Annotated in this window: 22 protein-coding genes and 1 tRNA gene; 15 read left to right on the top strand and 8 right to left on the bottom strand. The window is 61.4% G+C overall.

The window, feature by feature from the left end; all coding sequences use genetic code 11:
• Positions 1 to 325: 325 nt before the first annotated feature.
• From EB230_RS24920 to EB230_RS24910, 3 genes are all read right to left on the bottom strand, one after another.
• Positions 326 to 1,501, bottom strand: coding sequence for a porin (locus EB230_RS24920; protein WP_065004963.1), 1,176 nt, complete (start codon positions 1,499 to 1,501; stop codon positions 326 to 328).
• A gap of 73 nt (positions 1,502 to 1,574) precedes the next feature.
• Positions 1,575 to 1,850 (bottom strand): GIY-YIG nuclease family protein, encoded by a 276-nt coding sequence (locus EB230_RS24915; RefSeq protein ID WP_056563472.1) that lies wholly within the window; start codon positions 1,848 to 1,850, stop codon positions 1,575 to 1,577.
• A 92-nt stretch (positions 1,851 to 1,942) separates the two neighbouring features.
• A tRNA-Ser gene (locus EB230_RS24910) sits at positions 1,943 to 2,033 on the bottom strand.
• Positions 2,034 to 2,484: 451 nt separating this feature from the next.
• Here EB230_RS24910 and EB230_RS24905 point away from each other — a divergent pair.
• Together EB230_RS24905 and EB230_RS24900 are read left to right on the top strand one after the other, a co-directional pair.
• Entirely contained in the window at positions 2,485 to 3,645 is a 1,161-nt protein-coding gene (locus tag EB230_RS24905) for a porin (protein ID WP_065004964.1), read from the top strand.
• Positions 3,646 to 3,885: 240 nt separating this feature from the next.
• Complete coding sequence (locus tag EB230_RS24900) at positions 3,886 to 4,962, top strand: site-specific integrase (RefSeq protein ID WP_171883322.1); 1,077 nt, start codon at positions 3,886 to 3,888, stop codon at positions 4,960 to 4,962.
• Positions 4,963 to 5,029: 67 nt separating this feature from the next.
• Here the strand turns inward: EB230_RS24900 and EB230_RS24895 are convergent, their stop codons facing one another.
• Positions 5,030 to 5,920 (bottom strand): alpha/beta hydrolase, encoded by an 891-nt coding sequence (locus EB230_RS24895; RefSeq protein ID WP_065004965.1) that lies wholly within the window; start codon positions 5,918 to 5,920, stop codon positions 5,030 to 5,032.
• A 108-nt stretch (positions 5,921 to 6,028) separates the two neighbouring features.
• Positions 6,029 to 8,059, bottom strand: a complete 2,031-nt coding sequence (locus EB230_RS24890) for a lytic transglycosylase domain-containing protein (protein WP_065004966.1) — start codon at positions 8,057 to 8,059, stop codon at positions 6,029 to 6,031.
• A gap of 244 nt (positions 8,060 to 8,303) precedes the next feature.
• Between EB230_RS24890 and dapA the strand changes: the two genes are divergently transcribed.
• The 3 genes from dapA to EB230_RS24875 all read left to right on the top strand — a co-directional run bounded on the left by dapA (position 8,304) and on the right by EB230_RS24875 (position 10,492).
• On the top strand, positions 8,304 to 9,185 hold the full coding sequence (dapA, locus tag EB230_RS24885; protein WP_056563464.1) for a 4-hydroxy-tetrahydrodipicolinate synthase: 882 nt from the start codon (positions 8,304 to 8,306) through the stop codon (positions 9,183 to 9,185).
• A 25-nt stretch (positions 9,186 to 9,210) separates the two neighbouring features.
• On the top strand, positions 9,211 to 9,690 hold the full coding sequence (smpB, locus tag EB230_RS24880; protein ID WP_006202221.1) for an SsrA-binding protein SmpB: 480 nt from the start codon (positions 9,211 to 9,213) through the stop codon (positions 9,688 to 9,690).
• 91 nt (positions 9,691 to 9,781) lie between these two features.
• A complete protein-coding gene (locus EB230_RS24875; RefSeq protein WP_056563461.1) occupies positions 9,782 to 10,492 on the top strand; it encodes a GH25 family lysozyme in 711 nt (236 codons plus the stop codon).
• A gap of 152 nt (positions 10,493 to 10,644) precedes the next feature.
• Here EB230_RS24875 and EB230_RS24870 read toward each other — a convergent pair whose 3' ends face one another.
• On the bottom strand, positions 10,645 to 10,962 hold the full coding sequence (locus EB230_RS24870) for a winged helix-turn-helix transcriptional regulator (RefSeq protein WP_281410915.1): 318 nt from the start codon (positions 10,960 to 10,962) through the stop codon (positions 10,645 to 10,647).
• A gap of 158 nt (positions 10,963 to 11,120) precedes the next feature.
• On the opposite strand from EB230_RS24870, the gene EB230_RS24865 reads away from it, so the two are divergent.
• Positions 11,121 to 12,134 (top strand): zinc-binding alcohol dehydrogenase family protein, encoded by a 1,014-nt coding sequence (locus EB230_RS24865; RefSeq protein ID WP_065004967.1) that lies wholly within the window; start codon positions 11,121 to 11,123, stop codon positions 12,132 to 12,134.
• A gap of 63 nt (positions 12,135 to 12,197) precedes the next feature.
• Here the strand turns inward: EB230_RS24865 and EB230_RS24860 are convergent, their stop codons facing one another.
• Entirely contained in the window at positions 12,198 to 12,854 is a 657-nt protein-coding gene (locus EB230_RS24860) for a uracil-DNA glycosylase (RefSeq protein WP_065004968.1), read from the bottom strand.
• An 11-nt stretch (positions 12,855 to 12,865) separates the two neighbouring features.
• Positions 12,866 to 13,447 (bottom strand): NYN domain-containing protein, encoded by a 582-nt coding sequence (locus EB230_RS24855; protein WP_056563452.1) that lies wholly within the window; start codon positions 13,445 to 13,447, stop codon positions 12,866 to 12,868.
• Positions 13,448 to 13,770: 323 nt separating this feature from the next.
• Here EB230_RS24855 and rpoZ point away from each other — a divergent pair, with 323 nt between their 5' ends.
• From rpoZ to era, 9 genes are all read left to right on the top strand, one after another.
• Entirely contained in the window at positions 13,771 to 14,172 is a 402-nt protein-coding gene (gene rpoZ, locus EB230_RS24850) for a DNA-directed RNA polymerase subunit omega (protein WP_056563448.1), read from the top strand.
• Positions 14,173 to 14,300: 128 nt separating this feature from the next.
• Entirely contained in the window at positions 14,301 to 16,529 is a 2,229-nt protein-coding gene (locus tag EB230_RS24845) for a bifunctional (p)ppGpp synthetase/guanosine-3',5'-bis(diphosphate) 3'-pyrophosphohydrolase (protein WP_056563445.1), read from the top strand.
• Between the two features lie 23 nt (positions 16,530 to 16,552).
• Complete coding sequence (pyrE, locus tag EB230_RS24840; protein WP_056563441.1) at positions 16,553 to 17,131, top strand: orotate phosphoribosyltransferase; 579 nt, start codon at positions 16,553 to 16,555, stop codon at positions 17,129 to 17,131.
• Positions 17,132 to 17,144: 13 nt separating this feature from the next.
• The gene (locus EB230_RS24835; RefSeq protein WP_056563438.1) at positions 17,145 to 17,525 is read left to right on the top strand and encodes a VOC family protein; all 381 of its coding nucleotides are present in this window, start codon (positions 17,145 to 17,147) and stop codon (positions 17,523 to 17,525) included.
• 261 nt (positions 17,526 to 17,786) lie between these two features.
• Positions 17,787 to 18,386, top strand: coding sequence for a DUF2062 domain-containing protein (locus EB230_RS24830; RefSeq protein WP_056563435.1), 600 nt, complete (start codon positions 17,787 to 17,789; stop codon positions 18,384 to 18,386).
• A complete protein-coding gene (acpS, locus tag EB230_RS24825) occupies positions 18,383 to 18,796 on the top strand; it encodes a holo-ACP synthase (RefSeq protein WP_056563432.1) in 414 nt (137 codons plus the stop codon). The genes EB230_RS24830 and acpS overlap by 4 nt, the downstream gene beginning before the upstream one ends.
• A gap of 77 nt (positions 18,797 to 18,873) precedes the next feature.
• Positions 18,874 to 19,623: a signal peptidase I gene (gene lepB, locus EB230_RS24820; RefSeq protein ID WP_056563428.1), complete on the top strand. Its 750-nt coding sequence runs from the start codon at positions 18,874 to 18,876 to the stop codon at positions 19,621 to 19,623.
• Positions 19,624 to 19,625: 2 nt separating this feature from the next.
• Entirely contained in the window at positions 19,626 to 20,339 is a 714-nt protein-coding gene (gene rnc / locus EB230_RS24815) for a ribonuclease III (protein ID WP_056563425.1), read from the top strand.
• Positions 20,324 to 21,256, top strand: coding sequence for a GTPase Era (gene era, locus EB230_RS24810; protein WP_155772379.1), 933 nt, complete (start codon positions 20,324 to 20,326; stop codon positions 21,254 to 21,256). Before rnc ends, era begins: the two co-directional genes overlap by 16 nt.
• Positions 21,257 to 21,261: the final 5 nt, after the last annotated feature.

Genomic DNA, 21,261 nt, shown 5'->3' with positions numbered 1-21,261 from the left:
TGGGTGCCGTAATCGTATCAAGCCGATTTCAGCAAAGAGGTATCAGCATCGCCTGACCTAAATCGGTATCTATGTCCTAAGATCGTGCTCCAGTCGAGCGCCGCGGCTGGCTTGAGTCCGAATCTGCGCGGTGCGGTGTGGTAAGTTCGCGATTCCTGACGTTCTCGGTCGGAACTGCTTCAAGACAATCAGATAGGGCCGCCAGCTGTTCGCGGAAGGGCGATAAGTCGCCACGGCTTGGCGGCAAGCTCGCGCAAGATTTGCATGTCAAACGAAAAACCCGGCGATTGCCCGCCGGGTTCTCCTTTCCTAGAAATATCTGGTCTTAGAAGTCGCGCTGGAAGCGGATGAGGCCGCCGACGCTGTTCTTCTTGGTAGCTCCAGTCCAGTTGGAGTTGTCCAAATCACCGAACCTGCCGTCGTGGAGGTAATCAACTTCGCCGGTGACCGTGAAGCCCGGAACGAGCGTGTAGGCAATGTTCGCCGCGACACCGTAGTTCTTGAACTGATCGCCCGATACCTGCGCGTTGAAGGACGCCTTGTCGGTGAACTTGTAAGTACCGCCAGCCCAGAAAGCCCAGTGACCGCCCCAAGGCTTGTAGAAGGAGCGAGCGAGTCCAACATCGCCAAGTTTGCCGTCGCTGCCGTAACCGACCATTCCGAACAAGGACAGTTCATTGGTCACGTTCACATCGAGGCGAACCTTGCCGGACACATTTTCGTAGTTGCTGTCATAAGCAACGACGCCGACGATGTCGCCCCAGCCCTGCGTGTACTTCACGCCGCCGACAACATGCGGAACATAGCTGTCGATCGTGCCCACGCCATAACCATTGTAGTTGGTAGCGGAAGCAACGGAACCACCCGAACCTTCTTCCAGCGAGACGACTGCCGAGAAACCGTTGCCGGCATCGAAGTAGTACTGGATCTCATTGGTCTGGAACCCGCCGTAAGGAACCAGCGTATCCTGGATGACGTTGCCGGCATAACCGACGAACGTGTCGAAGGCCGATTCGTCGAGACCGACGCGCAGACCGCCGAGCTGGGCCCATGCGAAGTGCAGATCGAAGGCCTTGTTGCCGGCAGCGTTGACTCCAAATCCGTCATAGCCAGCATCAGCGTTATGGTTGCCGAAATTCATGCGCATTTCGGTGTAGGTCTTCAAGGTGCCGAGTTCGGTTTCCTGGCCGGTCCAGGTCTTAAGCGTGAAGCGCTCATTCTTCAGCCATGTGCCCTGGTCCTTGCCGCTCGTGACATCGCTTGTGCGAGCACCATCAAACGAACCGATATCGCCGCCGGAGGCATCATAACGGATGTAGCCGCCGATGCGCAGGCAGGTCTCGGTGCCCGGGATGTAGAAGTAGCCAGCGCCGTAGACGTCGCAGATCTTGACGTATTCAGCGGGTTCCGGCTCGGCGACGACGACGGCGTCGGCGGCGCGCGCACCGGAAACTGCGATCAGGGCCGCAGCGGAGCCGAGGAGAAGGCTCTTAATGTTCATTTTCTGACCTCCAGTCAGAATCGAAGGCGGAGGTCAGAGAAAAACAGATTCAATGGCTGTTTTTCGTTTTATATCAGACAGATAGCATTCTTTGGTCGTCAGCGGCGCTCGGTTCGCCAGAATCGCTGCTAGCAAAAGCCTTGCCCGATCCGGTCTTGAAATACCGCTCCAACTGCCGTGCACTGGCCTCGGTTTCGACCGCAATATACGTCTTCAAGGCGACAGGCAGATGAGCCTTGGTCGATGCCACATAGCCTGATTGATGTGATTCGAACCGGCGTCGAAGGTCGTTTGTCGACCCGACATAGACGTCACCGTCATGGAGCTGCGGGAAATAAACGTACCACATAGTCCCCCTACGCTACTCCGTAGCTTCGGGCTACACCCTACGCCCTTCGCGCGCTGGGGTGGCCTGCCACCCGAAGCCCAAAGGGCGTAGGGTGGCGGAGAGGATGGGATTCGAACCCACGAGAAGCTTTTGACCTCTACTCCCTTAGCAGGGGAGCGCCTTCGACCACTCGGCCACCTCTCCGTTGCGCCGGTGGATAAAGAAAAGCGCCGGCACAATCAACAAGCCCGCGCCATTATATGGAAAAATAACAGCGGGCCGGAACGGCGGGTTTACCTGGTACGGCCGTTTTGCGGCAACTCCCTGGCTGGTGACTCGCGGCCCTGCCATGATTCCGTCGGCCGATTGCCGGATTCAGCGCGAAATGAGCTGATACGGCAGGCCTGATGGTTAACAAGAGGTTTCTGAGTGAGGCCAAATCGTGTCATTTGTGCAACAACGCCGGGGGATAGCAGCCGAACAGTCCTTTCGCTTGTACGATCGTTGTTGAACGCCGCCGGCTCATGGGTAATGTCGGTTTCGAGGAAGCGGCGCGGTGCGCATCTTTTTCGGTAGTGGGGATGGGGCAGGGAACGCTGTCCTTCAGCAAAGAATACCCAGACCCGTTTTTTAACTTTTGACTGGAGGTCAGAAAATGAACATTAAGAGCCTTCTCCTCGGCTCCGCTGCGGCCCTGATCGCAGTTTCCGGTGCGCGCGCCGCCGACGCCGTCGTCGTCGCCGAGCCGGAACCCGCTGAATACGTCAAGATCTGCGACGTCTACGGCGCTGGCTACTTCTACATCCCGGGCACCGAGACCTGCCTGCGCATCGGCGGCTATGTCCGTTACGACATCGGCGCTGGCGATATCGGCTCGTTCGATGGCGCTCGTGCTACCGACGTTAAGAGCGGCAAAGACCAGGGCACCTGGAAGAAGAACGCCCGCTTCGCGCTGAAGACCTGGACCGGCCAGGAAACCGAACTCGGTACTTTGAAGACCTACACCGAGACCCGCTTCAACTTCGGCAACTCACGCGACAGCGGCCGTGCTTCCTATGACCTCGTAAACGATAGGTACGTTGCTGGCGCTGGCGCCGGCGGTTCCGTCTCGCTGAACTTTGCCTGGATCCAGCTCGGTGGTCTTCGCGTCGGTAAGGACGAGTCGGCCTTCGATACGTTCATCGGCTACGCCGGCAACGTCATCCAGGATACACTGGTGCCTTACGGTGGTTTCGACACCAACGTCGTGCAGTACTACTTCGACGCTGGCAACGGCTTCTCGGCTGTCGTCTCACTCGAAGAAGGTTACGGAGCTTATACGATCGACAGCTACGTTCCGCATGTCGTCGGTGGCGTAAAGTGGACGCAGGGCTGGGGCGCCATCACCGGCGTCGTTGCTTATGACAGCAACTATGAAGAAGTCGCGGGCAAGGTTCGCTTGGACGTCAACGTCTCCAGCGCACTGTCGCTGTTCTTGATGGGCGGCTACGGCTCGGACAGCAACTACACGGATGGAAGCTATTTCCTCCCGGCTGGCGGTCGCGGCATGTACAAGCAGTGGAGCGGCAACTGGGCAGTTTGGGGCGGTGGCTCGTACAAGTTCAACGAGAAGACCTCGTTCAACGCCCAGGTGTCGTATGACGAGGGCAAGAACCTCGGCGTCGCTGCGAACATCGCCTACGACGTGGTTCCCGGCTTCACGGTCACGGCCGAAGTTGACTACCTCAACGTCGGTAACGACACCGTGTCGAACTGGACCCACGCCGAGAAGAAGAGCAACATCGGCGGTATCCTCCGCTTCCAGCGCTCCTTCTAAGGGCTGGTGCTCTACAAGTGAAATCCAGCCCGGGCGCACAAACGCCCGGGCTGTTTTTGTTTCGTGACTGGGTCAACGCAAACGAAGGAAGAGGGGGAATCGGTAGCTGAACAAATCCGCAGAGTGATTTCGTGGGATTCGCCAATGGGCGGATGAGATCACAACCGCGTGATTAAAACTCTTGAAAGGACGCTTCCAAGCGGATAGGGCTGATCCATCCACTCGGGGGTGCGACGAATTATGACCAACGAAGCGATCCAGGAGGCTAGCCCCTCAGATCCGTTTTCGATGTTTTCTTCTCAGAATTCGAAGATCAAGTACACCTATAACAAGATAAGAGAAGTAAAGTCGTACCGAGTCGGAGAGCTTTTTTCAGCCTATCGGGACATACTGTGGGATGACGGGCGGCATAAATACAATGTCAGCTCATTCATCGGCGAAATAGATGAAATTCTCCTTGGGGAGCGTTTCAGCGCCTTTGACCAGAGTACCCTTGATAACCTTATCGGCACCTTGCGCCAGCGCGGCAACAGCAACGCAACCATCAATCGAAAGATGGCTGCTCTCAGCAAACTGCTGCGCAAGGCCTACAAGATGGGAGATATCCACAGCCTGCCCGAGTTCCGCCGCCAGAAAGAGCGGGCGGGACGGATTCGGTTCCTTGAGAGGGACGAAGAGGCAAGGCTGTTCGCCGCCATCAGAAGCCGCAGTGAGGATGCCTACAGGCTTTCCGTCTTCCTGGTCGACACCGGATGCCGTCTCGGCGAAGCGCTCGGGCTGATCTGGAACGACATCCAGGAACATCGCGTCAGTTTCTGGATCACCAAATCCGGCCGCAGCCGTACCATTCCGATGACCGAGCGTGTCAAGGAGGTCATCAGGCTGCCTCCGGCCGAAGGGCGCCGGCCCAAGGGCCCGTTCACCAAGCTCAGCCAGGCACAGTTCCGTGCCATCTGGAATGACGCGAAGGCCGAAGTCGGTCTTGGCGCCGACGACCAGGTCGTGCCGCACATCTTGCGTCACACCTGCGCCTCGCGCCTTGTCCAGGGCGGCATCGACATCAGGCGCGTGCAGATGTGGCTTGGCCACCAGACTCTTTCGATGACCATGCGCTACGCGCATCTGGCCACCAACGATCTCGACGGCTGTGTCGTCGTGCTGGAAACGCCGCGAAGCGAGGATGCGTCGCGCGGTAATGAAAGCTCGGCCTTCTCTTCCCCGCTGACAGCGCCTTCGGCGCCTAAGCCGGGCAAAACAAGCGAGGCGGGTGCGGCGAAGCCGGCAAAAGCCTTGCGGAAAAGCTCAAAGGCCAAATAATTCCAACAGGCGCGGCTATACTGTTGCTGTGACCCCAGGGCTAGATCTGGTCTTGGGGTTACTTTATTCAGTCTTGGCGTTCAGCCCGATCAAGAAAGGCCGCTATATCGCCAGGCAGACTGCTGGTTTCGAGGAATGGTGCGTGCCCCTGACCCTCGACGGTGATCGTCTCCATGCCGGGATGGCGTTTTTGCATGTCCTCGAGCGTTGCGGTGGAGAGCAGTTTGGAATTGCCGCCGCGGATGGCAAGCAATGGCACGGCGACCAGCGCATCGAATTGCGGCCACAGATCCGGCAACGGCTTGCTGAAATCGATTCCGGCCAGAGTGTCGATCAACGCCGGATCGAAATCGGGCACCAGTCCGCCATCCGTGTTGCGGTAGAGCGCACCCACCATCCGAGCCCAGTCCGCATGGGTAAGGGCCGGAAAGTCGCCGCCATGCGTGCGCCGCTGCGCGTCCACGGCTTCATCAAATGTCTTCGGCTTCGGCGAGCGCTCAAGATAGGATCGGATGTTGGCAAAGCCTCCGGCTTCGATCACAGGTCCGATGTCATTGAGCACAATGGCTTTCAGCACCGCCGGCTTCAATGCCCCGAGCACATGGATGATCAGGCCGCCGCGCGAAGTGCCGATGAAAGCTGCGTGGTCAATGCCAAGTGCCGCGAGCCCGGCCAGGACATCGCCGGCTTCGACACCGACATTATAGTGGGCGATGTCGGGATCGTAGGCCGACATCGCTCGCCCTCGATAATCGAAAGCCACGACCTGGCGTGCAGTGCCGGCGCGCTGCGACAGATAGAGCGCAAGATAATGAAAGTCGCGAGCATTGCGGGTCAGGCCGGGCAGGCAGACTACCGGCCAGTCGCTGGTACTGGCCTTGCCGTAGACGCGGGCGTGAAGCTTCAACCCGTCCGGCGCCGCATAAAAGAAGTCGGTGAAGCCTTTGTCGCTCGACATTTAAAATGCTGCCCTGGCTGGATAGACCAAAGACAGCTACAGGCGAGGGCAGCGCTGGTCAAATGAAAGACGCTCATTGCCTTCTTTCTCACGGGAAGAGGGGAAGCCTCAACTGCGTCCGTTCACCAGATCTCCGACGATGTCGTATTTGCCGGAAATACGCATCTTGTAGACTTCGTAATTCTCCATCACGCGCTGTACGTAACTTCTTGTTTCCGTGTAGGGAATCCGCTCGATCCAGTCCACCACCGCATCGATGTCCTTGCCACGCGGGTCGCCGTATTTCGCCACCCACTGGCTGGCCCGGTTGGGGCCGGCATTGTAGCCGGCGAAGGTGAGCACATAGGAGCCGTTGAAGCGGTCGAGCTGTTCGCCAAGGAAGGCTGAACCGAGTGTCGCATTGTAGCCGGCGTCGGTGGTCAGCCGGACCTGCGAAAACTGCAATCCGGCCTTCTTCGCCAATTGCTTGGCCGTCCCCGGCATTAGCTGCAGCAGCCCACGCGCGCCGGCACTTGATACGGCGCCGATGTTGAATTCGCTTTCCTGGCGGGCGACCGCATAGGCCAGCGCCTTGCCCGAACCGGAAATATTGGCCGAATCAGGGATAACGCCGAGCGGATGCGACAGCGCGCCGACATCGATGCCGCGCGCGCCGGCGATCTTGCCGACTTTCAGCGCCATGAAATGGTTGCGCTGCTTCTCGGCGAGGACCGCGAGCAGCGCCAATTCGCCCGGGCTGGTCAATTGCCCGGCAAGGTCGCGATAAAGCGTTTCGGCATAGCGGTCGTAGCCTGCCTCCTGCAGGCGTTTGATGGCGCTGACGGCCTCGCGGTCGGCAAAGTTCTGCCGGTCGGCAGCGCTTGGCTGGGGATAGACGATATTGAGTGCCTGGCGGCCGACGCGTTCGGCGGCAAGCTGGCCGTAAAAGGTCGTGCCATAGGCAGCCGCACGCCCAAAATAGTCCCTGGCATTGCCCGGCCCGCCGACTTCCGCCGCACGACCGAGCCAGTAATAGGCGCGCGACAATGTCATCGGCCCCTGCGCCAGTTCGGCGATGCGCGAAAAATGCGTGGCGGCAAGCTTGGGGTCGTTGAGGCCGCGCAGCGCATACCAGCCGGCGTGGAACTCGGCCTCGGCCGCATTGGCCGCGCTTTCGGCGGCATGCGTGGCGACGATCCGATAAGCCGTCTTCATGTCGCCCTGGTCGACCAGTTCGCGCGACAGCACCCGGCGTTCGACCCACCAGGCGTCCGGATCGACCAAAGCCTCGCGGTCCGTCGGCGCCTTCATCACAATGGCGGCGGCGCCGGCAAAATCTTCCTGCTTGCGAAGATATTCGGCCTGCGCGAAGAAATAGCCGGCCGACCGCTGCGATGCCGGCACTGCCTTCAGCAGTTTCAGCGCGTTCTTGTCACCTCTGTCGGCCGCGGCCCAGGCATCGGCGAACTGCTGGGCGCCGGCCAGGCCGGCAACCCGCAGGGCGGAGTTCACCCGATCGGCATAGAACATACGATCCATGCGAAAACGGTGGTCGGCGGCGGGGATCAGACCGCCGAACTCCTTGATCAACGCCGTCTCGTCCTTGGCTTCCAGAATCGCGGTGCGCCAGAACGGCGACAGCACCGAGCGTGCCGCCTTGGCGTTGCCCTCCGCCACATAGGCGCGAGCGAGAACCATGACGCCTTCGAACGTTTGCGGCTGGCTGCCATTGAATGCCGCAATGACGATCCCGGGGGCGGGGTTCTCCCGATAGAGCGCGCGCTCGCTGTTCTTGCGCAAGGCGACGGTGCCCGGCCAGTTGGGCAGCATCCTCGCGGCCGCGGCGATATCGCCGCTCGGAACCTTGTCGCCGCCGTAAAGGGCGATCGCCCAAGCCAGAATATGCAGGTCGAGCGATTGAGCCGGAAGCGCGTCGCGCACAGCGCGGGCGCCTGGAATATCGCCGGCCGCCAGTGCGTCCAATCCGCTCTTCAACATGGCGACGCCGGGTGAGGGCGCCTGCTGCGCCCCGTCCTGCGGGCTGGGCATCGGGATTGCCGAGGTGACCTGCACATCCACGCTGCCGCTGATCGCCACACCGGGCATCAGCGCGGCGATGGCGCCAAGCAGCGCGAAGAGGTGGGGCCGACTGGCCGGCATGATCTCGTGTCTTTCCTAATCCAGCATTTTACCAGAAGGCGAAGAAGCCTCGAAGCCTAAACTTAGGTCGTGAAGGGCCCGTAAACAAAGAGTTATCGAGGCCGTTCGAATTGCGCTTGCTGGCACCATGGCAATGCTTGCCGCGCAACCATGTCGAGACTATGGTGCGCGGCTTCGCTTTCGGCTAGAAGGCGCACGACAAACCGACTGATAAAACCCAAGAAGTCCCAAGGAGTTGGACGACATGCTGAGAGGCTCGCTTACTGCGCTCGTGACACCGTTCGAAAAGAGCGGGCGTTTCGACGAGAAAGCCTTTCGCGCATTTGTCGAATGGCAACTCGCGGAAGGCACGACAGGCCTGGTTCCCGTCGGCACGACCGGCGAGTCGCCGACCCTGTCGCATGATGAGCATCGCCATGTCGTCAAGGTCTGCATCGAGGTGGCCAGGGGCCGTGCTCCGGTCGTCGCCGGCGCCGGTTCCAACAACACCGCGGAAGCAGTCGGGCTCGTGCAATATGCCGAGAAAGCCGGTGCCGACGCCGCCCTGGTCGTCACGCCCTATTACAACAGGCCGACACAGCGCGGCCTCTACGAGCACTTCGCCGCCGTCGCCAGGGCGACGAAGCTGCCGATCATCATCTACAACATACCGCCGCGCTCGGTGATCGACATGATGCCGGAGACGATGGGCCGGCTGGCGCACGACTTCAAGAACATCGTCGGCGTCAAGGATGCGACCGGCAAGGTTGAGCGTGTGTCCGAGCAGCGCATGACCTGCGGCAAGGATTTCATCCAGCTGTCCGGCGAGGATGCTTCGGCGCTCGGCTTCAACGCCCATGGCGGTGTCGGCTGCATCTCGGTGACGTCGAATGTCGCGCCGCGGCTGTGCGCCGAATTCCAGGAAGCGACGCTGTCCGGCGACAGTGCAAAAGCGCTTGAGTTGCAGGATCGCCTCTTGCCGCTGCACAAGGCGATCTTTCTCGAACCCGGCGTGTCCGGCGCCAAATACGCGCTGTCGAAGCTCGGCAAGGTCGAGAACGTGCTGCGTTCGCCGCTGGTCACGGTCGAGGAGTCGACCGCGGCAAAGATCGATGCGGCCATGAAGCACGCCGGCTTGATTAATTGAGGATGAGGCGCCACCTCTCCACATCATGAATCAAGTCAGAAAAGCCGATCCCAACAACAAGACCGTTGCGGAGAACCGCAAGGCACGGTTTTCCTATGAGGTGCTCGACACGATCGAGGCCGGCTTGGTGCTGACAGGCACCGAGGTCAAGTCGCTGCGCCAGGGCCAGGCCAACATCCAGGACAGCTACGCTTCGGTCGAAGGCGGCGAGATCTGGCTGATCAATTCCTATCTGCCGGAATATCTGCAGGCCAATCGCTTCAATCACGAGCCCCGGAGGCGCCGCAAACTCCTGCTCAACAAGCGCGAGATGGCCAAGCTGTCGCAGAGCGTCGACCGCGAAGGGATGACCCTGGTGCCGCTAAAGATCTATTTCAACGACCAGGGCCGCGCCAAGCTGCTGCTCGCCGTCGGCCGTGGCAAGAAACTGCACGACAAGCGTGAAACCGAAAAGCAGCGCGACTGGTCGCGCGAGAAGGGCCGGCTCTTGAAGGAGCGTGGGTGAGAGACACCGGGCGGTAGCCCTGGAAAAGCCAGCCGTTTGGCTTTCAAGTTTCGAACACACGGAGCTAGAAAATACCCGGAAGAGGGTCGTCTTGAAGAACCGGATAATCCTCTGGGGGTCGGTCAGCCTGGTCTTTGCAGCGCTCGTCGCCGCCGGTGGCTTCGTCTACTTCCACACATACTCCCCGGACCGTGTAAAATATCCGGTCAGAGGCATCGACGTTTCCCACCATCAGGGCGAAATCGACTGGCGGCGCGTTGCAGCCGACGATGTCGCCTTCGCCATCATCAAGGCGACCGAGGGTGGCGATCACGTCGATCGTGCCTTTGCCACCAATCTGCGTGAGGCTCGCGCGGCGGGGCTCGCCGTCGGCGCCTATCATTTCTTCACCTTCTGCCGGCCCGGCGCCGACCAGGCGAAGAATTTCATCTCGGTCGTGCCGCGGGATCAGCCCTTGCTGCCTCCGGTCGTCGATATCGAGTTCGGCGGCAACTGTCCGCAGCGTCCATCGCCCGAACAATTGAATGCCGAGCTCCAGGCTTTCCTCGGACCTGTCGAGACGGCGTTCGGCAAGACGGCGATCGTCTATCTGACCGATGAGGCCGAGGCTGCCTATGCCGGGCAGATCGCCGCGCGCCCGCTGTGGCTTCGCTCACTGCTGATGGAACCGGACCGCCACGACTGGATCTATTGGCAGTATCACAACAGGGGACGCGTGGATGGCATCCAGGGTGACGTCGACCTGAACGTTTTGCAGGGCGGGTCGGAGAAATTGGCGGCGCTGCTTGCATCGGCGCATTGAGGCCTTCCGGCCGAAGCGATCGGGATTGCGGGTCCGAATCGGTTTCTTCACAAGCCGGGCTATGCCGTTGCAAATAATGACGATCCGGCGCGCCGCTGGCATCGCCAAACTACCTTGGTTGCACGTCTTGCCATTGCTGAGCAGCGGCCGCTTCAAGCCGCGGCGGCCTGGGAAACCTCCGGCGCCAGCGTCACATTCGCATCGCCCCAAACTTTCAGGGCCGTTATGACCGGCTCCAGGCTTCTGCCGCGCGGGGTCAGGCTGTACTCCACCTTCGGCGGCACTTCCGGATAGATCTTGCGGGCAATCAGCCCATCGGCTTCCAGTTCGCGCAGCTGGTTGGTCAGCATGCGCTGCGTGCAGTTGGGAATGCGCCGGCGTATCTCGTTGAAGCGCAGCGTGCCCTCGAACAGATGGTAGAGCACGACGCCCTTCCACTTTCCGTCGATGTAGCGGAGCGTTCCCTCCACGGCGCAGCCGGGGCTGCAATCGAATCGCTCATGGCGAATGCGCGGCGTGACGGTATCCTTTTCGACACTATGTGCTTTATATGTGCATTCTTGCGCTTGGCGCGCATAGTCCGCATCTCTGCCCCAGACAAAGCTCAACAGCAATCGCGGAGACAAAAATGCGCGCCGTCGGCTATCAGATCCCAGCTCCCATCACCGATGAGGCCTCCCTCGTCGATATCGACTTGCCCAAGCCGGAGCCGAAAGGCCGTCAACTGCTGGTCGAGGTGAAGGCGATCTCCGTCAATCCGGTCGACACCAAGATACGCCGAAGTGCCAGGCCCGAAGCAGGAACCTGGCGGGTGCTTGGTTGGGATGCCGCCGGTCGGGTCGCTGCAACGGGTCCGGACACCAGCCTGTTCAAGCTCGGTGACGACGTCTTCTATTCCGGTGCGCTCGCGCCGCAAGGCACCAATGCCGAATTCCACCTTGTCGATGAGCGCCTTGTCGGTCGCAAGCCTGGCTCGCTCGACTATGCGCAGGCTGCCGCGCTGCCGCTGACGGCCATCACTGCCTTCGAGGCGCTGTTCGACCGTCTTGACGTGAAGAAGCCTGTCATGGGCGCCGCGAATGCCATCGTCATCATCGGCGGCGCTGGCGGCGTCGGCTCGATCGCGGTGCAGCTTGCGCGCCAAATGACCGATCTGACGGTGATCGCCACCGCATCGAGGCCCGAGACACGCGAATGGGTGCTCGGGCTTGGTGCCCATCATGTCGTCGATCATTCCAGGCCGCTGGCCGCCGAAGTCGCCGCGCTGGGCATCGGCGCACCAGCCTTTGTGTTCTCGACAACCAACACCGACCGGCACCTGGCCGAGATTGCCGAATTGATCGCTCCGCAGGGCCGGTTCGGCTTGATCGACGATCCCCAGACGCTCGATATCAATCCGTTCAAGCGCAAGAGCGTTTCTGTCCATTGGGAGCTGATGTTCACGCGCTCGCTGTTCGAGACGCCGGACATGGCCGCGCAAGGCGAGCATCTCAACGAACTGTCACGCTTTGTTGACGCCGGCACCATCCGCACCACGCTGGGCGAAACATTCGGCCGTATCAACGCCGCCAATCTGAAGCGCGCCCATGCGCTGATCGAGACCGGCACCGCCAAGGGCAAGATCGTGCTGGAGGGGTTTTAGAGCAATTCCGGGAAAGGCGCGTAGCGCTTTCCCCTTTGGAATCGCGTCAAGAACAGCACGCCGTCATTTCCGCAGGAACGTCGCGATCTGGCTGAATACATTGACGAACATGGCTTCCGTCAAAACGCCGGTATTGGTGTTGTAGCGCGAGCAATGATAGCTCGAAAACAGCGTGATACCGCCGGCCTCCATCTGCCCGCCATGTCTAAACGGATAGGCGGCGACGCGCTCGCCCAGCGCGCGCACGGTCGACTGGTGCGCGATCGATCCCAGCGCCAGAACGGCGCGCAGGTTCGGAAAGCGGGCGATGGTCGGCACCAGGAATGTTCTGCACGTCGAAATCTCGGCACCGACCGGCTTGTTCTCCGGCGGCACGCAGCGCACCGCATTGGTGATGGCGGTGCCGACAAGCTCGAGCCCGTCATCGGGCCGTGCCTTGAATTCACCGCGTGCAAAACCGTGCGCGATCAGCATCGAGTAGAGCAGGTCGCCGGCATAGTCGCCGGTGAAGGGGCGTCCGGTGCGGTTGGCGCCGCGCAGGCCGGGCGCCAGCCCGACGATCAGTAGCTGGACAGTGTCCTCGCCGCCCAGTGGCAGGAAGGTTGGCACCGGTGCGTTGAACCATGACGGCTCGCGCTGCCGCCATTCGGCAATGAAGTCATGCAGCCGCGGGCAGAGCGGGCAGTCGCGATCGGGTTCGGCACGGGAGAGGGCGATCAAGGCGACCGACCTCAGTAGTCGTCCTCTTCGACTTCAGCCGGTTCGGGCCGGCGCACCGGCCGTTCGGAGGGATCGCGGCCGACTTCGTTCTTCAGCGTCGTCAGGTCGATGAAGTGGTCCGCCTGGCGGCGCAGATCGTCCGAGATCATCGGCGGCTGGGAGGCCATGGTCGAGACGATCGATACCTTGCGGCCGCGCCGCTGCAGCGCCTCGACGAGCGTGCGGAAGTCGCCATCGCCCGAAAAGATGACATAGTGATCGACGACGTCGGCGAGTTCCAGCGCATCGACGGTGAGCTCGATGTCCATATTGCCTTTGATCTTGCGGCGGCCGGTCGAGTCGGTGAATTCCTTGGCTGGCTTCGTCACCACCTTGAAGCCGTTATAGTCGAGCCAGTCTATCAGCGGGCGGATCGAGGAGTATTCCTGATCCTCGACCAGCGCCGTGTAATAATAGGCGCGCAGGAGATAGCCGCGCTTCTGGAAGCTGGACAGCAGCTTGCGATAGTCGATGTCGAAGCCGAGCGCCCGCGACGTGGCGTAGAGATTGGCACCGTCGATGAACAGGGCGATTTTTTCACGAGGGTCGAACATGGAAAATAGTCCTTTTTCGAAAATGCGGTCGTCTAAACGAAATGCGGTAGCGACTATTGGTCAGGCTCATAATAAACCGGCTGACCCTGGCCATCCGAGATAACGCCAGTTTGGGGGCAATCCAAGGCGTGATGGGGCAGTGCAAGCAATTGTGATCGCTGCGCTGAACTGAGGGCGCGGTCCGGTTTTGCCAAATCCGGTGTCTGAACAGGGGATTGGGTGCCCAATGCTCCCGCCAATGCCATGATGCTTGTATTTTGGCGACGTTCGGGTTATGGACCGCGCCTGTTTTCCATTAAATCCAGGCATGAAAGGGGCAGTCCATGGCCCGCGTAACCGTTGAAGATTGCATCGACAAGGTCGACAACCGCTTCGAGCTGGTGCTTTTGGCCGGCCACCGTGCTCGCCAGATCAGCCAGGGCGCGCAGATCACCGTTCCTCGCGACAACGACAAGAACCCCGTCATCGCCTTGCGCGAGATCGCCGACGAGACGCTGTCGCCCGACGATCTCAAGGAAGACCTGATCCACTCGCTGCAGAAGCATGTCGAGGTCGACGAGCCCGAAGCCGATGGCGAGGTGATCGCCGATCAGACCGGTGGTGCCGTCGCGGCCGCCGAAACCGACGATGCCGAGGACAACATCACCTTCGATCGCATGACCGAGGAAGATCTGTTGGCCGGCATCGAAGGCCTTGTGCCGCCTGAGAAGAGTGACGATTACTGAGAGAGTTTTCTGGACCTGCGCGGAACACGCTTCCGGCACTTCCGTCTCGGCAGTTTCGTGGCTATCTATGACATGCGCCGTACAGCAGTGCGGCGCATGATTCATGTCATCGCCGAGAGATTCCGCCCATGATGCGTCAGTATGAGCTTGTCGAGCGCGTCCAGCGCTACAAGCCTGACGTCAACGAGGCATTGCTCAACAAGGCCTACGTCTATGCCATGCAGAAGCATGGCCACCAGAAGCGCGCTTCCGGCGACCCTTATTTCTCGCATCCGCTCGAAGTCGCCGCCATTCTCACTGAAATGCACATGGACGAGGCGACGATCGCCGTTGCCCTGCTGCACGACACCATCGAGGATACCACGGCGACGCGGGCCGAGATCGACGATCTGTTCGGTCCCGAAATGGGCAAGCTGGTCGAGGGCCTGACCAAGCTCAAGAAGCTTGATCTCGTGTCGAAGAAGGCGGAACAGGCGGAAAACCTGCGCAAGCTTCTGCTGGCGATTTCGGAAGATGTCCGCGTGCTGCTGGTCAAGCTTGCCGACCGGCTGCACAACATGCGCACCCTCGACCATATGCCCGAGGCCAAACGCCTGCGCATCGCCGAGGAGACGATGGACATTTACGCGCCGCTGGCCGGGCGCATGGGCATGCAAGGCATGCGCGAAGAGCTGGAGGAGATCGCCTTCCGCTTCATCAATCCGGAAGCCTACCGCGCCGTCACCGCACGGCTTGCCGAGATCTTCGAGCGCAACAAGGGCGTGCTGACCGACATTGAAAAGGCGCTGTCGGCGCTGTTTGAAAAGCATGCCATCAACGCCAGCGTGAAGAGCCGACAGAAGAAGCCTTGGTCGGTGTTCCGCAAGATGGAGGCCAAGGCGCTGTCCTTCGAGCAACTGTCCGATATTTTCGGCTTCCGCGTCGTCGTGGATACGGTCGAGGACTGTTACCGGGCGCTTGGCGCCATCCACACCACATGGTCGATGGTGCCGGGGCGCTTCAAGGATTACATCTCGACGCCGAAGCAGAACGACTACCGTTCGATCCACACCACCATCGTCGGGCCGTCGCGCCAGCGCGTCGAATTGCAGATCCGCACCCGCGAGATGAACAAGATTGCCGAATACGGCGTCGCGGCCCATTCGATCTACAAGGACACCGGCGGCAAGACGAACGGCGCCGGCCACGCGATCTCGAAGGAGACCAATGCCTATGCCTGGCTGCGGCGCACCATCGAGCAACTCGCCGAGGGCGACAATCCCGAGGACTTTCTCGAAAACACGAAGCTGGAGCTGTTCCAGGATCAGGTGTTCTGCTTCACGCCGAAGGGTATGCTGATCGCCTTGCCGCGTGGCGCTACACCTATCGACTTCGCCTACGCCGTGCATACCGATGTCGGTGACACCTGCGTCGGTGCCAAGGTCAATGGCCGCATCATGCCGCTGATGACGGAGCTGAAGAACGGCGACGAGGTCGAGATCATCCGCTCCAAGGCGCAGGTGCCGCCGGCCGCGTGGGAATCGGTCGTCGTCACCGGCAAGGCGCGCGCCGCCATTCGTCGTGCCACCAAGAACGCCATCCGCAAACAGTATTCGGGCCTCGGCGCGCGCATTCTGGAGCGCGCCTTCGAGCGGGCCGGCAAGAATTTCACCAAGGAAAGCCTGAAGCCGGTTCTGCACCGGCTGGCGCGCAAGGACATCGAGGACGTGCTGGCCTCCGTCGGCCGTGGCGAATTGGCCTCCACCGACGTCATGAAGGCGGTCTTCCCCGACTACAAGGACGAGCGCGTCACGCCCGCGGCCCCCAAGCAGCGCGAGGAAGGTTGGTCGAAGATCCGCAACGCCGCCGGCATGCTGTTCCAGATTCCCGGCCGCGCGGCGCGCAAGGACAAGGACCAGCCACGCGACGGCGCCGTGCCGATCCGAGGCGTGCGCGGCGACCTGCCGGTGCGCTTTGCGCCGGAGGGTGCCGTGCCCGGCGACCGCATCGTCGGCATCGTCCAGCCGGGCACCGGCATCACCATCTATCCGATCCAGTCGCCGGCCCTGCAGGCCTTCGACGACCAGCCCGAGCGTTGGATCGACGTGCGCTGGGACATAGACGAGCGCACCAAGGAACGGTTCCCCGCGCGTGTCTCGGTCACCGCCATCAATGCACCGGGATCGCTCGCCGACATAGCCCAGGTCGTCGCGTCCAACGACGCCAACATTCATACGCTGTCGATGGTGCGCACCGCGCCCGACTTCACCGAAATGCTGATCGATCTCGAAGTCTGGGATCTGAAGCATCTCAACCGGCTGCTGTCGCAGCTCAAGGACAATTCCAGCGTCAGCGATGCACGGCGCGTGAACGGTTAAAACAATAGCTGCTGGGGGACCTGATGGACACCGATGAAGTGCTGGGCATTTTCCGCGAGGCTGGCGCTGTTCTGGAGGGGCATTTCATCCTGACGTCGGGCCTGCGCAGCCCGGTCTTCCTGCAGAAGGCGCGAGTGTTCATGCATGCCGACAAGACCGAACGGTTGTGCAACGCGCTGGCCGAGAAGATCCGCGCCGCGGTGCCGGGCAAGATAGACTATGTCGTCGGCCCGGCGATCGGCGGCCTGATCCCGGCCTACGAGACCTCGCGTCATCTCGGCGTGCCGGCGATCTGGGTCGAGCGGGAAGGGGGCGAGTTCCGCCTACGCCGTTTCGAGATCGCTCGGGGCGCGCGCGTCGTTATCGTCGAGGACATCGTCACCACCGGCCTGTCGATCCGCGAAACCATCGAGTGCCTGCGCGACCTTGGCGCCGAGGTGGTGGCCGCGGCCTGCATCATCGACCGTTCGGCCGGGAAGACCCATGTCGGCGTGCCGCTGATCGCACTCGCCGAATACGAGGTTCCGGCCTATCCGCCGGACCGGCTGCCGCCGGAGCTTGCCGCGATACCCGCGGTCAAGCCCGGCAGCCGCAATATCTGAAGAGGAGGTCGAAATGATCGTTGGCATCGATCATTTCGTGTTGACGGTGGCCTCGCTCGAGGCGACCTGCGCCTTTTACCAGCGCGTGCTGGGCTTTGGGCGCATCGATGCGCCGGGGCGGCCGACGGCGCTGGCTTTTGGCGGCCAGAAGATCAATGTCCATGAGATCAGCCGCACTTTCGAGCCCAAGGCGAAGTCGCCGACGCCGGGCTCAGGCGATTTCTGTCTGATCACCGAACAGCCGCTCGACGAAATCCTTGCCCGTCTCGAAGCCAATGGCGTTGTGCTCGAATTGGGACCGGTCGAACGCATCGGGGCACGGGGGCCGATGATGTCCGTCTATTTTCGCGACCCGGATGGCAATCTTGTCGAGGTCAGCCGATACCTGCGGTAGTATCTCAGGCATTCGACTGCGGCAAAAGCCGAAGGCACTTCTCAAATTCGCCGTGATTGTCCGGTTGGAAGCGTGAACCTTACCAAGAATTATGGCGGTGCGGCCGCCGTGCAGGCGGCCTTCGGTTGTTGTCGGGGTTACGTATCGCTATATCAAGGTTGCGATTGCCTTTCAGTGGCCGCAAAGCGCAAGATGTGGCGGTTGAAGCCCGGCTGGAGACAGCTGGCATGTAAGCTGTAAAGTATCGGGAATAGGAAGAGAGTGCTTTTTCGTCGCCGCAAGCCTGATGGTCTCCTGGAGCGGGTGCGCACCTATCTGTGGCCGCGCCGTTCGTTCTCGCGCTCGCTGCAATATTTTTCCAAGCGCATCCTGCGCCTGAAGGCCACGCCGCATGCGGTGGCCGCCGGGGTGGCGGCTGGTGTCTTCGCCTCGTTCTTTCCCGTGGGCTTCCATTTCATCATTGCCGCCGTTCTGTGTTGGGTTATCGCCGGCAATCTGGTGGCGGCGGCGCTCGGCGCTGTCTTCTTTGGCAATCCGCTGACTTTTCCCATTCTTTGGGGCGCTTCCTGGGAAACCGGCAAGCTAATCCTGCACGATCGTCTTCCGGCGCATGGCCCACCGGCTCATCTGGGCGAGATGATGCACAAGCTTTCCTTCGCGAAACTGTGGCATCCCGTTCTGGAGCCCATGCTGATCGGCGCGGTACCGCTCGGGCTGGTGTTCGGCCTCCTGTTCTACGGTATCACGCGCTGGGGCATGAATGTCTTCCGCGAGCAAAGGCGCAAGCGGCTGGCAGAGCGCGCAAGCCGCCGTGAGCAGTCGGCCCATCCCGGGGCAGGCATCGGTTCAGCCGCCCGATGATCATCGGCATCGGCAGCGATCTGATCGATATCAGGCGCATCGAGAAATCGCTGGAGCGTCATGGTCAACGCTTCGTCCAGAGAATCTACACCGAGGTCGAACAGGCGCGTTCGGAGAGCCGCGGCGCCCGCGCCGCCTCCTACGCCAAGCGCTTCGCCGCCAAGGAGGCTTGCGCCAAGGCGCTGGGTACCGGTCTGGCGCAAGGCGTCTTCTGGCGCGACATGGGCGTCGTCAACCTGCCCAGCGGCGCGCCGACGATGGCGCTGACGGGCGGAGCGCTGGCGCGGCTGCAAAAGATACTGCCCCGAGGCCATCGGGCAGCGATCCACCTCACCATCACGGATGATTTCCCGCTCGCTCAAGCCTTTGTGATCATCGAGGCGTTGCCCGTCGAAGAAGCGCCACATTGATTGCATCTGACGTCCGGCATTGACGTTGCCCAGCGCGCGCCGAGACTCTATACATCCAACGCACAATCGAGGACGACATGAGCGTGGCTGAAAAATCCCAGAAGAAATCCGGCGGGCTTGGCGAAACCGTCAGCGTCATCGTCCAGGCGCTCTTGCTCGCGCTCGTCATCCGCACGCTCTTGTTTCAGCCCTTTTCGATCCCGTCGGGATCAATGCGGCCGACGCTTCTGGAAGGCGACTATCTGTTCGTCACCAAATGGTCCTACGGCTATTCGCGCTATTCGTTGCCTTTCGGCCCCGATCTCTTCTCGGGCCGTATTTGGGGCTCCGAGCCCAAGCGCGGCGATGTGGTGGTGTTCAAGTTCCCGCCGGATCCGTCCGTCGATTACATCAAGCGCGTTGTCGGCTTGCCTGGTGACAAGATCCAGATGAAGGATGGCCAGCTGTTCATCAACGGCGTCGGCGTGCCGCGCGTGAAGACCGGCCAGATCGACAATCCCGATATCACCGAAATGCCTCAGCCGATCGACGTCTACAGGGAAACCCTGCCCAACGGCGTCAGCTACGACACGCTCGACCTCAATCCGAATTCGATCGGCGACAACACGCGTGAATTCGACGTGCCGCCCGGTCACTATTTCATGATGGGCGACAACAGGGACAATTCCGCCGATAGCCGTTTCACCGTCGGCTACGTTCCCGCCGAGAACCTGGTTGGCCGTGCCAACCTCGTCTTCTTCTCGATCGCCGGCAAGGCAAGCCCTCTCGAAATCTGGAAATGGCCGTCGCTGATGCGCGTTTCGCGCCTGTTCCATTTCGTCAATTAGGGATGGCAGCGGCGAAGCGGATGACCGCCGATGCGCTCGCCGAAGCGCTTGTGGAACGCACGGGCCATGCCTTTGCCGACCGCCAGCGTCTGCAGCGCGCGCTCACCCATGCCAGTGCCCGGGGCGCCAATGCCGGCACGGACTATGAGCGTTTCGAATTTCTCGGCGATCGGGTTCTTGGTCTGGTCGTTGCCGACATGCTGCTGGCTGCTTTTCCCGATGCGGCGGAAGGCGAGTTGTCATTGCGGCTCAATGCGCTGGTCAACGCCGAGGCACTTTCCGAGATCGCCGAGCATATCGGGTTGCCGGACCTCATCCGCGCTGGATCCGATGTGCGCGGCCTCGAGGGCCGCAAGCGCGTCAATCTGCGCGCCGACGCACTGGAATCGCTGATCGCCGTGCTCTATCTCGACGGTGGCCTGGAGGCGGCGCGCGCTTTCATCCACAAATACTGGCAGCCGCGTTCGCAGGCTTCGGGCGCCGCGCGCCGCGACGCCAAGACCGAATTGCAGGAATGGGCGCATCAGGCGGCGAATGCCGTCCCGGCTTACAACATCGACAGCCGCGAGGGGCCGGACCACGATCCGTTGTTCACTGTCAGCGTCAGGGTCGGTGCATTTCAGCCGGCGACAGGCAGCGGCCGTTCCAAGCGTGAAGCGGAGCAGGCGGCCGCGGCTGCCCTTCTGCTGCGCGAAGGTGTATGGAACGCAGCATGACTGATATTGAAACTGCTGAAGCCCCCGCCACGCATTCCGGATTTGTCGCTCTGATCGGCGCGCCCAATGCGGGCAAGTCGACGCTGGTCAACCAATTGGTCGGCGCCAAGGTGTCGATCGTTACGCACAAGGTGCAGACGACACGCGCCATCGTTCGTGGCATCGCCACGCATGACAACGCCCAGATCGTCTTCGTGGACACGCCGGGTATCTTCAAGCCGAAGCGGCGCCTCGATACGGCGATGGTGACCACCGCGTGGGGCGGCGCCAAGGATGCCGACATCGTTCTGCTGCTGATCGACGCCGAGCGCGGCATCAGGGGCGATGCCGACGCCATCCTCGAACGCCTGAAGGACGTGCGCCAGCCGATGGCGCTGATCCTCAACAAGGTCGACCGGGTCAAGCATGAGACGCTCCTGGCCCTGTCCGCGGCCGCGAACGACAAAGTGCCTTTCAAGCGCACCTTCATGGTCTCCGCACTGACCGGCTCCGGTTGCAAGGATCTGCTCGACTATCTGGCGCAGGCGCTGCCGGCCGGCCCCTGGTATTATCCGGAAGACCAGATCTCGGATCTGCCGATGCGCCAGCTGGCGGCCGAGATCACTCGCGAAAAACTCTATCTCAGGCTGCATCAGGAACTGCCCTATTCCTCGCATATCGAGACCGAGAAATGGGAAGAAAAACCGGACGGCTCGGTGCGCATCGACCAGACCATTTATGTGGAGCGCGACAGCCAGAAGAAGATCGTGCTTGGTCACAAGGGCGAAACCATCCGTGCCATCGGCCAGGCGGCACGCATGGAGATTACAGGCATCCTCGAACAGAAGGTGCATCTCTTCCTGTTCGTCAAGGTGCGCGAGAACTGGGGTGACGATCCCGAGCGCTACCGCGAGATGGGTCTCGAATTCCCGCACTAGCGGCC

The organism is Mesorhizobium sp. NZP2234, from assembly GCF_013170765.1.
Classification (GTDB): Bacteria; Pseudomonadota; Alphaproteobacteria; order Rhizobiales; family Rhizobiaceae; genus Mesorhizobium; species Mesorhizobium loti_D.
Note: the sequence above shows the minus strand (reverse complement) of the source record. Positions and strands in the feature narration are given on the sequence as shown.